Source organism: Labrys sedimenti (assembly GCF_034424805.1).
Classification (GTDB): domain Bacteria; phylum Pseudomonadota; class Alphaproteobacteria; order Rhizobiales; family Labraceae; genus Labrys; species Labrys sedimenti.
This window is the reverse complement of record NZ_JAXOUF010000001.1, coordinates 765,797-778,546: the sequence shown is the minus strand read 5'-3', so window position 1 is coordinate 778,546 and position 12,750 is coordinate 765,797. Positions and strand designations below refer to the sequence as shown.

Sequence of the window (12,750 nt, the reverse complement as noted above, 5' to 3'; positions counted from 1 at the left end):
TGGCGACAGCGACGGCGGAATGGATGCGTCCGTTGTTCGCTTTCACCTTGCACCGGTTCGGCATGATGCTCGCGGTTCAGGCGATTCTCGCCCACTTCCCTTTCTTCCTCGCGGCGCGAGATTTCCCCGAGATCGGCCAGGGCCTTCGCCTTGGAAGAAAACAGGAGGCCCGGAGGGCAGATTTGCAGGATCGTCTCCCGGGCCTCCCTGCTCGATCAGCCGGGGCCCCGGCTGAGAGCGTCTGAAGCCTAGGACGCCCCGGGGCGTCCGGCAATTTGGCTATGGGGCTTACCCCTCAATGACCATGCGATACGGTTTGTGCGAAGGGCGGCCGTTTTCGGCGCCCGCGGCGGCAAGGGCACGATCGATTCGCGATCTCCCTTCATCGCAAGGACGCGGTATCGAGCAATGCTGCGCCTGCTGACATCCAAATGACGCCCACGCGCGATATGGTGCGTTTGCTAGTGGGGGCGACATGGGCGATCTGGAATACCCAATTCTGGTCGAGCCGCGGTCCGTTGCGGATGGGGGCGGGTTCGCCGCAATCGTCCCTGATCTTCCCGGCTGCGTGAGCAATGGCGAAACACCTGAGGGCGCGGTCGCCAAGGCGCAGGACGCAATCCAGGCCTGGATCGAGAATTCAAGGCAGCTTGGCCGCGCCATCCCCAGGCCATCGCGCCACCATGTGGCGATTTGGGCGGCTCTCAAGACAGCTTAGCTGGGAGCGTGATGTCCAGGACTGATCGCAAGGAACGGTGATCAGTAATCGCCGTCGTCATCGCCATTGTTGTTGTAATCGGGGCGCTGATAGCGACGATCGTAACCTGACTGATCATCGTCATAACGGTAATACCGACGCGTGCGCTGATAGTTCTCGCTATAGGGATCCTGACCGGGATGCCTCTTGAGGTAGCGGCTCGGCTTGCAGACGCCATGGCCGGTCACCTTATAGCCGGGCGGGCAAGGAGGATAATATTGAACCTGCACGGCTGGCGACGCATTGGGGGCGGCCAAGGGGGCCGATATTGCAGCACCGGCAGCCGATGAAAAAATGATGCCTGCACCCGCCAGCATGCCGACGAGAACCGATCGGGACATGGCGTATCTCCTTGCTATTCTTCGCGTAAAAGTAGTGGGGACGAGCTGAATGCCGCCTGAATGACAAGCATAGCGTGGCGACGAGTTTTCCAGCGCGGCTTGCCACGGCTCAGGCAACCTGAAACGACTGGAAATATCCCAGGCCGTTGCTGTCCCCCTGCTCCATTGCGCCTTTCGAGCGCCGACGAGATCGCTCTCGTACCTGAAAGCGAGGCATTGTCATCGTCGGTTGTCGGGGGCATCGAGCAATGACACCTGCCGATCCCGACGCAGCATAGCGTGATTCTCGTGGCGTCCATGCGTCGCAAAGGGACTTCCAACGGCAAATCCAAACGGCCGGAGTTGTCGGTCCCGGAAGAAGGCAGAAAGGATCCGCCCTTCAGCGGATGACGCAGTACAGCGGCACTTTCAGCGTGCTCGCGATGAAATGGAGGCAGTGGTTTCGCATCACCTGCGTATCGTCATCCACCATCTGAGCCCGAATGGCCGCCCCCGCCGACTGGGCCACACGCTGCTTGAAATCCTGGTCGGTTTCTTCGAGCGCCCGGGCCATTGCTCCCAGCAAAGCATACAGGCTCTCGATCTCGACCTGTAGCGCCTGCGCCTTTTGTTGCAGCGTGCTGAAGTCGTCCACCATCGGATACCTCCCCCTTTTTTATCATCAGGCGACTACGCTCGTGATCGGCGCGTGATAGCCAAACAGCTCAAGCGAGAGAGACGAACCGGCTGCAGCCTGCTTCTGTGGTGGCAGGTAAGAGCCGTCGCTAGCCTGATGCAGTATGATACCGCCATTTCGGCTTTGCGTCATGCCAAACACTAGCTGCGCGCCATGATTCCACGGACGGCATGCTGTCCGGGGACCTTGGATGAGAGTCTGTTAACGCAAGCCGGTCCATTGATTGCGACCGTCGGCCTTCCGGCCGGGCGCCGCTTGGATCGACCGGCGCGGCCAGCCAAGGGAATACTGTGCATGACGGATGCCAATGACAGCTACTATCCGCTCGGTCGAGATCGAGCTCCCAACGAAGTCGACCGTCAGCGGGAATGGCTGACGCGCAACCGCGATAAGCCGGGTGTGCCGACACGGAGCGATCTCGATGTGCTCGAGGCGAGCGAGCTGGAAATCAAGATCTGCCCTTGCCATGCGGCGCCGGATCAGCCCTATGGCCTCTATCTGGAAGTGTTTGCCTTCGAACTCTTCCTCGGCCAGATCAAGATGGCCGATTTCCTTGCCCGCGCTTGTGCCGTCGAAGGGAATGAAGACCTCGAGCAGATTTCCCGCCGAGATCGGCTGGTTGCGCTCAAGGAACTTCAACGGGTCGTCAATCACCTGGTTGTTGTCGAGGAAACGCGCGTGGTAGCCGGCCACGCCTGAAGCGCTGACGGAATCAGCGATCCTCCACCGGGCGTGGCTGACGCCGGCGCCCCCACCAGACCGCGAGCTTGCGGCGGTGACGCCGTACCAGCGCAATATCGATCGACAGAATCAGCAGGCCGAGCGGAATCATCCAGAAGCCCAGAATCGGCAGGAAGCCCAGAAAACCGCCTATCACCAGCAGAACACCCAGAATCACTCGCAGGCTTCGCGAGGCCGGCAGATGAAAATGTCGTCCGGCGAGTTTCACCTTCGGACGATTGATCTGTTCATTGGGTGCCAAAAAGCCCTCCAGACGGTCAAAACCGGACCTTTGATCCGGTTGTGTTCCCTTACCCTTAGATATTAATCCGAAAAGAAGATGCAATGAGGGCAGGATAGGTCTTGGCAAGTGAGATTCTTGGAGCTATACACCCGCTCCACCGGGGGACACCCTCTGTTCCGCGATAGCTCAGCCGGTAGAGCAAGCGACTGTTAATCGCTGGGTCGCAGGTTCGAGTCCTGCTCGCGGAGCCATTCTCCTTTTCACCTGAAATTCGGTTCTATTGTGCGGCACGGCAGGGCGCATCGCCTATTGGCGATTGATCCTTCGCTGCCTCCGTCTTTTCAGGCGTTGTGTTCTGGCCGGACTTGCAGTGCTCATCGATGCCCGGAGGGCATCCGGCTAAAGCGTTTTGCGATTTGGTGGAATCACCAAGAATCGCAAAGACGCGTCGAACCAAAGAGTTAGAGCAATGCAGCGTTTCCGTCTAAACGCGCTTTGCTCTCGGTGCCCTGCAGTCACCTATCGATGCTCGTCGATGGTGGGGGGTGGACGGGTCAAGCCGCGACCAGAGCAGCGGCGGTGGCGTCGAGGACAGCCCTGGCATCACCGGGAGCGAGCCGGATCTGCAGCCCGCGCTGGCCGCCATTGACATAGATGTAGTCGGCGCCGAGCGCGGTTTCCTCGATGACGGTGCGCACCTTGCGCATCTGGCCGAACGGGCTGATGCCGCCGACCTTGTATCCGCTGCTACGCTCGGCATCGGCCGGCTTCATCATCTGCGCCGACTTGCCATTGAAGGCCGCCGCCAGCTTCTTCATGGAGACTTCGTGGTCCGACGGCACGACGACGCAGACGGGCTTGCCGTCGACCAGAGCCATCAGGGTCTTCAGCACTTGGCTGGGCGGTTCTCCGAGGGCCTCGGCGGCCTGCAGGCCGATGCTGTCGGCGTCTGGATCGTAGTCGTAGCTATGGACGGAAAAGGCGACGCCGGCCTTGGCAAGCATCTGGGTGGCGCGTGTCACCTTCGACATGACGGCTTCCTATGGCGTTTTGCGATTTGGCGGAATCGCCAAGAATCGCAAAGATGCGTCGAACCAAAGAGTTAGAGCAAAATAGCGTTTCCGTCTAAACGCGCTTTGCTCTGGCGAGGATCGATAGCGGCAGTCCCTGTCGGGACAGCCTGCCTGCGGGGGCGAGAGCTATCATGGCACCGCGGCTTGGAAAACCCGTAGTCGATATGTCTCTCCCCTATGCCGATCAGAAAAGTCGGGTTAGGGTCGCATCCCCTCAAATCAGCAGACGATCACACATGGCTTTCCGTACCGGTCTCGTCGATGCCATCGGCAACACGCCCCTCATTCGCCTCAACCGCGCGTCCGAGCTGACGGGCTGCACCATTCTTGGCAAGGCCGAATTCATGAATCCGGGCCAGTCGGTGAAGGATCGTGCGGCGCTCTTCATCATCAAGGATGCGGTGGCGCGCGGCGAGTTGAAGCCCGGCGGCACCATCGTCGAAGGCACGGCCGGCAATACGGGCATCGGTCTGGCGCTGGTCGCCGATGCCATGGGCTTTCGCACGGTGATCGTGATCCCCGAGACCCAGAGCCAGGAAAAGAAGGACATGCTGCGCCTGGCGGGGGCAGAACTCGTAGAGGTGCCTGCGGTACCCTATGCCAACCCCAATAACTACGTGAAGGTCTCGGGCAGGCTGGCCGCCGAACTGGCGAAAACCGAACCGGGCGGTGCGGTCTGGGCCAATCAATTCGACAATGTCGCCAACCGCCAGGCCCATATCGAGACCACGGCACCGGAAATCCTGGAACAGACAGACGGCAAGCTCGACGGCTTCATCTGCTCGATCGGTTCGGGCGGCACGCTGGCCGGCGTCGGCATCGCCCTGAAGGCGGCCAATCCCACCATCAAGATCGGCGTCGCCGATCCGATGGGGGCCGCCATGTATTCCTGGTTCACCGATGGCGAACTGAAATTCTCTGGTTCGTCGATGTCGGAGGGCATCGGCCAGAACCGGGTCACCAAGAATATCGAGGGCGCACCGGTCGATCTCGCCTATCAGATCGCTGATGAAGAAGCGGTGCCGTTGGTTTATGATCTGCTGCAGGAAGAAGGGCTGTGCGTGGGCTTGTCGACCGGCATCAACATTGCCGGTGCCATCCGCATGGCCAGGGAACTCGGGCCGGGCCACACCATCGTGACCATCCTGTGCGACCACGGCTCGCGCTATCAGTCCAAACTGTTCAATCCTGCGTTCATGCGTTCCAAGAACCTGCCCGTGCCGGAATGGCTTGAAAAGCGTTCCACCATCAAGGCTCCGTTGGAATAGGTGACGACATGGCGACAGATCTGCTGTTCAGAGACGATCCCTACAGCCCCGGCGCCAGCGCTACGGTGATTGGGCTGTCGCAACATGGCATCATTCTGGATCGCACGGTCTTTTACGCCATGGGCGGCGGCCAGCCCGGCGATGTCGGCACCATGACGCTGTCGGACGGGCGCACCATCGCCATCACCAATGCGGTGTGGAACGACGAGACCAAGACCGAAATCGCGCATGTCGTGCCACCGGAAGGGTTGCTGCCGGCTGTGGGTGATACGGTCGAACTGGCGCTGGACTGGTCCCGGCGCTACGCCCGCATGAAAGTGCATACCGCCCTGCATCTGCTTTCGGTCGCCCTGCCCTACCCCGTCACGGGCGGATCCATCGGTGATGGCGAGGGGCGGCTCGATTTCGACATCCAGGATGCCGGCCTCGACAAGGACGAGATCGCCCACAAGGTCAACACGATGATCGGCCAGGGTGCCGAGGTCAGCGAGCGCTGGATCACCGATGCCGAACTCGACGCTAATCCCGGCCTGGTCAAGACCATGTCGGTCAAGCCTCCGCGCGGCTCGGGGGTGATCAGGCTGGTCGAGATCGAAGGCCTCGACCTGCAGCCTTGCGGCGGCACGCATGTGCGCAACACCGACGAGATCGGCCGCATCGCGGTGACGCAGATCGAAAAGAAGGGCAAGCAGAACCGGCGGGTGCGTATCGCACTGGCTTGACGGTTCGTTCATAGCCGGCCAGGCAATGCCGAACGGTCGGATCATGGCGGCGCACTCACGACGTCTCGGGCCAGAGAGAGGAGCGCGAAAACCTCGTCGTCTTCCTCCTGGTTCATGGTCGTGTCGAAACGGGTATAGTGGCCAGGGCTGCACAGCCAGGCGACACAGAGATATTCCTGATCCGGAACGTCGGCCCAGAAGGCGTTGGTGAGTTTGGCGAAGCCGACTTTGCGCCTTGACCAATGCAAATTGGAGATCGTGTTCGCCAGCCGGATGGTCGCTTGCCGGGACTGGTCTGCCTGCCACGCCGACAGGATGCGAGGCAGGCGAGCACTTCCTCGTGCAATGGCGCACAACACATCTTCGATTGCGTGGCATTGCCATTGCGGATTTGGGAGCCCAGCCTGCCAGGAGAATTCGGCCAGAGCCAGGAAATAGCGATCGATCAGTGCGGTCTTCTCCCGGCTCCAATTGTGCCGATAGTCAGCCCCGCGCGTGCCGAGGTGATTGAAATTGCACTCGAAACCACCCGTGCCGAGTTGATACCCCTCGGCGGAGAGTTCGAGCAAGCGCGGCAGGAAATGCTCGGTCTCCTCTGCACTCAGGCACCCGTTGAATGCCGCACCATAATAGGCTTGCATCAGCGGGACGGGAATGGCCTGGCGCGGCGTGCCGATCAGCAGCGCCTGCTCCTCTGCGGTAACACAACAACCCGTGCAGACATTATGCAGCCGCGCCCCGAAACGGTGTGAGGGAAACAGGTCATAGGCCTCGGCGACGATGGTGCGCAGAGTTTCATTCATCGAAGTGAGGACCTCTGCCGGAGGCGCTATCCAGACCGCTTCGTCAGGGATCGGTTGTCAGGATGGGGCACGCCTTGCGCCCCATCCCTGTTTGTCTCTTCGTCTTAAGCCGCCCAGCCCTTGGCGAGTTCCAGGGCCTGGCGTTCGAACAGACCGCGATAGATGCCGTCGGGATGGCGGATCAGGCTGGCATGGTCCCCTTCCTCGACGATCTTGCCCTTGTCGAAGACAAGGATGCGGTCCATCGCCTGTACGGTCGAGAGCCGATGGGCGATGACGATGGTGGTGCGCCCTGCCATCAACCTTTCCATCGCCTCCTGGATCAGATGCTCCGATTCCGAATCGAGGCTGGAGGTCGCCTCGTCCAGGATCAGCACCGGGGCATCCGCCAGGAAGGCCCGGGCGAGCGCCACGCGCTGGCGCTCTCCGCCGGACAGCTTTACGCCGCGTTCGCCCACCATCGTGCCATAGCCCTTGGGCAAGGCCGAGATGAAGGCATGCGCATTGGCGAGCTTTGCCGCGTGCTCGATCTCGGCCATGCTGGCGCCGGGGCGGGCATAGGCGATGTTTTCGGCAAGCGAGCGGTGGAACAGGATGGGCTCCTGCTGCACGATGGCGATCTGGCTGCGCAAGCTGGCCTGCGTCATGTCGGCGATGTCCTGGCCGTCGATGGTGATGCGGCCGGCATTCACGTCGTAGAGACGCTGGATCAGCTTCACGAACGTGGTCTTGCCCGAGCCTGACCGGCCCACCAGGCCGATCTTCTCCCCTGCCCCGATCTCGACGGAGAAGTCGCGATAGAGGGCATCGGCATGGCCGCCATAGTGGAAGGTGACATGCTCGAAGGCGATGCGTCCGTCCGTGATCATGGCCGGCATGGCATCATGCCTGTCCTTCACGCCCATCGGCTGGTCGTAGAACGCCACCAGTTCCTCCATGTCGTTCACCGACCGCTGGAGGTTGTGGATATGCATGCCGATGTCGCGCAGATAGCCATGGACCACGGCATAGCTGGTCAGGACCAGCGCGACGTCACCAACGCCGGCCTGCCCGCGCGCCCATAACCACAGCACCACGCCCAGCACCGCGGCCCTCAGCCCCAGCAGGAACACGTTCTGGGCCGTACCGGCATTGGTGCCGCGCATCCAGGTGCGATTGGTGCGCGAGCGCCATTTGGCCAGCACGGCCGTCAGCCGGGCATCCTCGCGCGTTTCGCCGCCGAAGGCTTTCACCACCGCGTTGCAGGTGACGGCATCGGCGAGAGCACCGCCTACGCGCGTATCCCAGCTATTGGCCAGGCGCGCCGCCGGCGCGACATAGTTCACCGACAGTACCACCGTCATCGCCACGAAGGCGATGGAGCCGATGAGCACTACCAGGCCCAGCATCGGCCAGACCGTCGCCAGCACCACCGTCGAGCCGAGCAGGACGAGGATGGAGGGAAGGATGGCCACCAGCAGCGTATCGTTGAGCATGTCGAGTGCCCACATGCCGCGGGTGATGCGCCTGACCGTCGAGCCTGCGAAATTGTTGGCGTGCCAGTCGGTGGAGAAACGCTGCACCCGCGCGAACGCTTCGCGGGCGATCGTGCTCATCATCCGTGTGGTCAGGATGGTGATGGCATAGAAGAACAGCTGCCGGCAGCCCACGGCAACCGCACCGAGGACCAGCATGGCGCCAAGCGCCCACCAGGCCTCGCTTGCTCCACCAAGGCCGGTGGTGACGGCATCGACCATCTGGCCGGCATAGATCGGGACGACCACTTCGGCCACCGTCGCCACGCCGACGGCGACCACGATCAGGGCGACGAGATCGGCCTGGGTTCGCCAGTGATCAAAAGTGAATCCAAGCACAGCCGCCATGGGATTGCGGCCAGGCTCTTTGCGAGAAAGAGTCATGGGGGTAACCGGCGCAGCCCCGCGCCGTCTCCAAAATGCAAGGCGCGCACAAAAGTGCGACGCAAAATATGTTCAGGAAAAAGACCCGGAGAGTGTTCGGGAGAAAAGGACGCGACCTAACGCGTCAGGATCTCATATGGCCGAGCGTTCGACACGTGAGCGAGAATCAGAAATGTGGTCATGCAATTCTCCCTCATGCTGAGTGTGAACCGGGAAGCGCAAGATAGGTGGAGATTCGCACCGAAGCAACCGATTTTTTCGGCCGCAGTGAGCCCGATCGAATGCACTGCCCCTCTCCTTTTGAGGAGAAGGTGGCGGCAGTCGGATGGTGCCGTCGCTTGTATTAGGTTGACGCAACCCGCCTTGCGTTTGGGCGACGGTTGCCGATCAGCGGCCACAACAGGCGCCAGGCCAGCAGCACAAGCACGATCACCGCATAGACCATCGGCTCGATCAGCCAGACCTTCTTGATCATGATGAAATGCAGCGCTCCGAGCGCGATGGCGGGATAGACGAGCTTGTGCAATTTCGACCAGGCCTTGCCGCCAAGCTTGCGGATCGACCAATTCGTCGACGTCAGTGCCAGGGGTACGAGCAAAGTGAAGGCTGCCATGCCGATGGTGATGTAAGGCCGGCGCAGGATGTCCTGAACGGCCGCATGGAGATCGAGTCCACGGTCGAGCCAGAGCCAGACGCTCAGGTGCAGCAGCACGTAATAGAAGGCCACCAGACCGAGCGCACGCCGATAGCGCAAGAGGTTGATGCGCAGAAGTTGGCGCAGCGGCGTGATGCAGAGACAGGCAATCAGGAAGCGCAGGGCCCACAGCCCCAGTCCCCATTCGAGCTGTGCGACGGGATCTGCGCCGATACGCCCGGTGAAGGCGAGATAGAACAACCACACGGCCGGCAGCATGCCGACGACGTAGATGAGCCATTTGAGCACGGCTTGCAGGCTGGCGCGCGAGGGTTGCATCAGTAGTTGGCCTTCAGATCCATGCCGGCATACATTGCGGCTACCTGCTCGCCATAGCCGTTGAACATCAAGGTCGGCTGCCGGCCGGCCAGCAGGCCTGCACCGATGCGCCGCTCGCTCGCCTGGCTCCAGCGCGGGTGATCGACCTCCGGGTTGACGTTGGAATAGAAGCCGTACTCGCTCGAGTTCTCCAGGTTCCACGAGGTGGCCGGCTGCTTCTCGACCAGGCTGATGCGCACGATCGACTTAATACCCTTGAAGCCGTATTTCCAGGGCACGATCAGGCGTAGCGGTGCGCCGTTCTGGTTGGGCAGAGTTTCGCCATAGAGGCCGACAGCGAGGATGGTGAGCGGGTTGAGCGCCTCGTCGAGACGTAAGCCCTCGACATAGGGCCACTTCAGGGCCGGAAAGAAGGCCGACTGGCCCGGCATCTCCGAGGGCCGCACCAGCGTTTCGAAAGCCACGAACTTGGCAGCGCCCTGCGGTTCCGCCTTCTTGATCACGTCGGCGAGCGCGAAACCAAGCCAGGGGACCACCATCGACCAAGCCTCGACGCAGCGATGGCGGTAGATGCGTTCCTCGAGGCGATAGGGCTTGACGAAGTCCTCCAGCGCATAGGTCGCCGGCTTGTTGACGAGCCCGTCGACCTTGATGCTCCAGGGCGTGGTGGTCAGCTTGCCGGCATAGGCGGCTGGATCGGACTTGTCGGTGCCGAACTCGTAGAAATTATTGTAGCTGGAGACGTCTTCCAGACTGGTCTGCTTCTCGTCGGTGGAATAGGCGCTCTTGGCTCCCGACAGCTTGGCCGCCTCGGCCGAGACAGGCAGAAGGGCGGCGCCGGCGACGGCTCCAATACCGGCGAGAAAATGCCTGCGGTCGACATAGGCCTGCTTCGGCGTGACATGGGCCTCGGTGAGGTCGGGGGCGTGGCGGATCAGCATGATCTTCCCTGGTCGATGGGCGTGGACTTACTTTCCTTATACGCCCTTGCAGGGATGGATGTTTCTCACGATCACGTAAGATCGGAGGTAAAATCGATGTGCGCGATCGTGATCGGCGCGTTACCGGCTCCCGACTTTCACAGGCTCATCCAGAGCAGCAGGGATTTGCCTTGCTTGACGGTACGCGCGGCAAACTCGCGCAATTGAAGCAAAGGGCCATCGAGATCATCGGCCTTCCAGCCATCGAGCTCGAGTTCTCGCTGGCCCGACCATGCCTTGGCGACTTCAGGAATTCGCGCCGGCTCTATTGCCGCGATCCGATCCCGAAAGGAGTCCGGAAATACGAAGACCCATGGCCCCTCATCGCTGCGCGTCGCGGCGATGTACCCGCCGCTCTCCAGAGCGTCGGACAGTTCGTGATCGCCCCATGCCGCCGCCAGGGCTGCGAACTTGCTGTTGTCGAGGCCCTTGGTCTCGATGGCAGGCCAGCGCCTCTCCCGAGGTCAGATTTCGCAGATCAGCTTGGCCTCGGCAGCGTCTGCGATCAGCACATCCGTCAACAATCCCACTGGCAAGCCTCCCGTGCCCAGATGCAAGCGCATCTCCAAAGCTTGTTTTGTCGAGCCGGCCTTTGCAATGCCTGCAGTGGCCCCAGCATCCGCCCGATCGCGATCGATGGATCTATCGAGGCTGAACCTCAATCGTGACATGCGAGAGGGAAGGAAACATTGCCAGCTTGCCGCGATAAAAGTCCGGTTCCCTGGGATGGGCCGAGGCGATCGACAGGATGGCGCCGAGATGGCCGGGGCCGAGCCGCCACAGATGCAGGTCCGCGACCTTGTCGCCCTCCTCCTCGATCGTCCGGCGCATGGCGTCCGCCAGCCGGCGGTCGGGCAGCATGTCGACCAGGATGCCGCCGGTGTCGCGGATCAGCGTATAGGACCAACTGAGGATGACCGTGGCGCCGACCAGGCCGGCGACCGGGTCCATCCAGCCCCAACCGGCCAGCAGACCGAGCAGGAGGCCGACGATCACCAACACGGAAACCGCCGCGTCCGCCATGACATGGGCAATGGCCGATCGCATGTTGTTGTCATGGTGCCCGCTATGGGTATGTGCTTCCGCGAAGGCCGTGGTCAGCCGCTCGCCACCGAGATCGAGCCTGACGGCGAAAGCATGGGGCTCGGGGATTTCTTCCTGCGATTCCAGATAGGTGTCGTGGTCCGTGAAGATGAAACGCTGTCTCGTTCCATCCTCCCGAATGATCTTCAGGCTGACTGTGGCCGCTTCCGGCATGGGGCCTTGCAGGGACCGCAGGCGGAAACGTGGCGGGACGCCTTCCTCGAAAATACTCAGTTCGAGCGAGCCGGATGCCGTCGACAGGCGACGTGCTTCCTCGTGATGGTGATGGTCGCCGTGATCATGTCCATGCCCATGCGCGTGGTGATGATGGTGATGGCCGCCTCCGTTGAGCAGCCATACGCTGGCGATGTTGACGCCCAAGCCCAGCACTGCAATGGCGATGGCTTGGCCGTAGTCGATCGGCACCGGGGCCAGCAGGCGCATCACGGCTTCATAGGCGATCAGCAGCGCGATCATCGCCAGGATGACGGCGCTGGTATAGCCGGCGAGGTCGCCGACCTTGCCGGTGCCGAAGGTGAAGCGCCGATCGAAGGCATGCCGGCGCGCGTAACGGTAGGCCAACGCCGTCAACAGCAGGGCGCCCGCATGAGTCGACATATGCAGGCCGTCCGCCATCAGCGCGATCGAGCCATAGATGGCGCCGCCGACGATCTCCAGGCCCATCATTGCCACGCAAAGGATGATGACGGCCCAGGTCCGGCGTTCGTTGGAATCGTGATCGGCGCCGAGGAAGACATGGCTGTGCTCGAAGGGAGCATTGGCGGTGGGCATGGTCATTTCAGATAGCTCCTCACGACGTCGATCAGATGCTCGGCGGCTTCACGACGGCCCGCTTCGTCCAGGCCAGGCATCATGATGTGGTCGCGGACATGGTCCTCGATGACCTCGGCCATCATGCCGGCGATAGACCCCCTCACCCCGGCCAGCATGTGCATGATGGGATCGCAGCCCAGTTCATTCTCCAGCGCCCGCTCGATCGCCTCGACCTGCCCCTTGATGCGGCGGACCCGTGCCAACAACTTGGCCTTTTCCTGGATCGTGTGGCTCATGGCATCCTCCATAGCATAGGGGGGTAGGGTATATGCGACAATAGAAACAGGCAAGAGCTTGGGCCGGAGGATAGAGGTCGCTTTTCCGGGTGTGCCGATCTTCAGATCGGCAATCTTCGCTCAGAGGACGCTGCGGTGCCGT

The 12,750-nt window shown here is 61.8% G+C and carries 15 protein-coding genes and 1 tRNA gene; 6 read left to right on the top strand and 10 right to left on the bottom strand.

The genetic code is table 11. The annotated features are described in order from the left end of the window. The first annotated feature begins 475 nt into the window (after positions 1–475). A complete protein-coding gene (locus tag U1R88_RS03665; RefSeq protein WP_322430014.1) occupies positions 476–718 on the top strand; it encodes a type II toxin-antitoxin system HicB family antitoxin in 243 nt (80 codons plus the stop codon). A 41-nt stretch (positions 719–759) separates the two neighbouring features. Here the strand turns inward: U1R88_RS03665 and U1R88_RS03660 are convergent, their stop codons facing one another. Further along, complete coding sequence (locus U1R88_RS03660; protein WP_322430013.1) at positions 760–1,098, bottom strand: hypothetical protein; 339 nt, start codon at positions 1,096–1,098, stop codon at positions 760–762. 379 nt (positions 1,099–1,477) lie between these two features. Continuing rightward, the gene (locus U1R88_RS03655) at positions 1,478–1,735 is read right to left on the bottom strand and encodes a hypothetical protein (RefSeq protein WP_311936165.1); all 258 of its coding nucleotides are present in this window, start codon (positions 1,733–1,735) and stop codon (positions 1,478–1,480) included. Positions 1,736–2,068: 333 nt separating this feature from the next. On the opposite strand from U1R88_RS03655, the gene U1R88_RS03650 reads away from it, so the two are divergent. Beyond that, positions 2,069–2,473, top strand: a complete 405-nt coding sequence (locus tag U1R88_RS03650) for a hypothetical protein (protein WP_322430012.1) — start codon at positions 2,069–2,071, stop codon at positions 2,471–2,473. Positions 2,474–2,486: 13 nt separating this feature from the next. Here U1R88_RS03650 and U1R88_RS03645 read toward each other — a convergent pair whose 3' ends face one another. Beyond that, positions 2,487–2,756, bottom strand: coding sequence for a hypothetical protein (locus tag U1R88_RS03645; RefSeq protein WP_311936171.1), 270 nt, complete (start codon positions 2,754–2,756; stop codon positions 2,487–2,489). 157 nt (positions 2,757–2,913) lie between these two features. On the opposite strand from U1R88_RS03645, the gene U1R88_RS03640 reads away from it, so the two are divergent. Further along, positions 2,914–2,989, top strand: a tRNA-Asn gene (locus U1R88_RS03640). 303 nt (positions 2,990–3,292) lie between these two features. Here U1R88_RS03640 and ybaK read toward each other — a convergent pair. Continuing rightward, positions 3,293–3,769, bottom strand: a complete 477-nt coding sequence (gene ybaK / locus U1R88_RS03635; RefSeq protein ID WP_322430011.1) for a Cys-tRNA(Pro) deacylase — start codon at positions 3,767–3,769, stop codon at positions 3,293–3,295. Positions 3,770–4,047: 278 nt separating this feature from the next. On the opposite strand from ybaK, the gene U1R88_RS03630 reads away from it, so the two are divergent. Then, on the top strand, positions 4,048–5,079 hold the full coding sequence (locus tag U1R88_RS03630) for a cysteine synthase A (protein ID WP_322430010.1): 1,032 nt from the start codon (positions 4,048–4,050) through the stop codon (positions 5,077–5,079). An 8-nt stretch (positions 5,080–5,087) separates the two neighbouring features. Continuing rightward, a complete protein-coding gene (locus U1R88_RS03625; protein WP_322430009.1) occupies positions 5,088–5,801 on the top strand; it encodes an alanyl-tRNA editing protein in 714 nt (237 codons plus the stop codon). Positions 5,802–5,842: 41 nt separating this feature from the next. On the opposite strand, the gene U1R88_RS03620 is transcribed toward U1R88_RS03625, so the two are convergent. The 4 genes from U1R88_RS03620 to msrP form a co-directional block, all read right to left on the bottom strand. Next, a complete protein-coding gene (locus U1R88_RS03620; RefSeq protein WP_322430008.1) occupies positions 5,843–6,604 on the bottom strand; it encodes a hypothetical protein in 762 nt (253 codons plus the stop codon). Between the two features lie 104 nt (positions 6,605–6,708). Continuing rightward, on the bottom strand, positions 6,709–8,502 hold the full coding sequence (locus tag U1R88_RS03615) for an ABC transporter ATP-binding protein (RefSeq protein ID WP_322430007.1): 1,794 nt from the start codon (positions 8,500–8,502) through the stop codon (positions 6,709–6,711). 343 nt (positions 8,503–8,845) lie between these two features. Next, on the bottom strand, positions 8,846–9,475 hold the full coding sequence (gene msrQ / locus U1R88_RS03610) for a protein-methionine-sulfoxide reductase heme-binding subunit MsrQ (protein ID WP_322430006.1): 630 nt from the start codon (positions 9,473–9,475) through the stop codon (positions 8,846–8,848). Then, entirely contained in the window at positions 9,475–10,416 is a 942-nt protein-coding gene (msrP, locus tag U1R88_RS03605; protein ID WP_322430005.1) for a protein-methionine-sulfoxide reductase catalytic subunit MsrP, read from the bottom strand. Before msrP ends, msrQ begins: the two co-directional genes overlap by 1 nt. Before the next feature lie 170 nt (positions 10,417–10,586). On the opposite strand from msrP, the gene U1R88_RS03600 reads away from it, so the two are divergent. After that, entirely contained in the window at positions 10,587–11,123 is a 537-nt protein-coding gene (locus tag U1R88_RS03600; RefSeq protein WP_322430004.1) for a hypothetical protein, read from the top strand. Here the strand turns inward: U1R88_RS03600 and dmeF are convergent. Beyond that, a complete protein-coding gene (gene dmeF / locus U1R88_RS03595; RefSeq protein WP_322430003.1) occupies positions 11,098–12,336 on the bottom strand; it encodes a CDF family Co(II)/Ni(II) efflux transporter DmeF in 1,239 nt (412 codons plus the stop codon). The two genes, U1R88_RS03600 and dmeF, sit on opposite strands and share 26 nt — an antisense overlap. Next, positions 12,333–12,608: a metal/formaldehyde-sensitive transcriptional repressor gene (locus U1R88_RS03590; RefSeq protein ID WP_322430002.1), complete on the bottom strand. Its 276-nt coding sequence runs from the start codon at positions 12,606–12,608 to the stop codon at positions 12,333–12,335. The genes dmeF and U1R88_RS03590 overlap by 4 nt, the downstream gene beginning before the upstream one ends. Positions 12,609–12,750: the final 142 nt, after the last annotated feature.

What these genes read in the sequence shown, in the direction of transcription:
- dmeF (WP_322430003.1), bottom strand. Translation starts at nt 12,336, where the DNA reads ATGACCATGCCCACCGCCAATGCTCCCTTCGAGCACAGCCATGTCTTC.
- msrQ (WP_322430006.1), bottom strand. Translation starts at nt 9,475, where the DNA reads ATGCAACCCTCGCGCGCCAGCCTGCAAGCCGTGCTCAAATGGCTCATC.
- U1R88_RS03590 (WP_322430002.1), bottom strand. Translation starts at nt 12,608, where the DNA reads ATGAGCCACACGATCCAGGAAAAGGCCAAGTTGTTGGCACGGGTCCGC.
- U1R88_RS03655 (WP_311936165.1), bottom strand. Translation starts at nt 1,735, where the DNA reads ATGGTGGACGACTTCAGCACGCTGCAACAAAAGGCGCAGGCGCTACAG.
- ybaK (WP_322430011.1), bottom strand. Translation starts at nt 3,769, where the DNA reads ATGTCGAAGGTGACACGCGCCACCCAGATGCTTGCCAAGGCCGGCGTC.
- U1R88_RS03625 (WP_322430009.1), top strand. Translation starts at nt 5,088, where the DNA reads ATGGCGACAGATCTGCTGTTCAGAGACGATCCCTACAGCCCCGGCGCC.
- U1R88_RS03620 (WP_322430008.1), bottom strand. Translation starts at nt 6,604, where the DNA reads ATGAATGAAACTCTGCGCACCATCGTCGCCGAGGCCTATGACCTGTTT.
- U1R88_RS03660 (WP_322430013.1), bottom strand. Translation starts at nt 1,098, where the DNA reads ATGTCCCGATCGGTTCTCGTCGGCATGCTGGCGGGTGCAGGCATCATT.
- msrP (WP_322430005.1), bottom strand. Translation starts at nt 10,416, where the DNA reads ATGCTGATCCGCCACGCCCCCGACCTCACCGAGGCCCATGTCACGCCG.
- U1R88_RS03665 (WP_322430014.1), top strand. Translation starts at nt 476, where the DNA reads ATGGGCGATCTGGAATACCCAATTCTGGTCGAGCCGCGGTCCGTTGCG.
- U1R88_RS03630 (WP_322430010.1), top strand. Translation starts at nt 4,048, where the DNA reads ATGGCTTTCCGTACCGGTCTCGTCGATGCCATCGGCAACACGCCCCTC.
- U1R88_RS03650 (WP_322430012.1), top strand. Translation starts at nt 2,069, where the DNA reads ATGACGGATGCCAATGACAGCTACTATCCGCTCGGTCGAGATCGAGCT.
- U1R88_RS03615 (WP_322430007.1), bottom strand. Translation starts at nt 8,502, where the DNA reads ATGACTCTTTCTCGCAAAGAGCCTGGCCGCAATCCCATGGCGGCTGTG.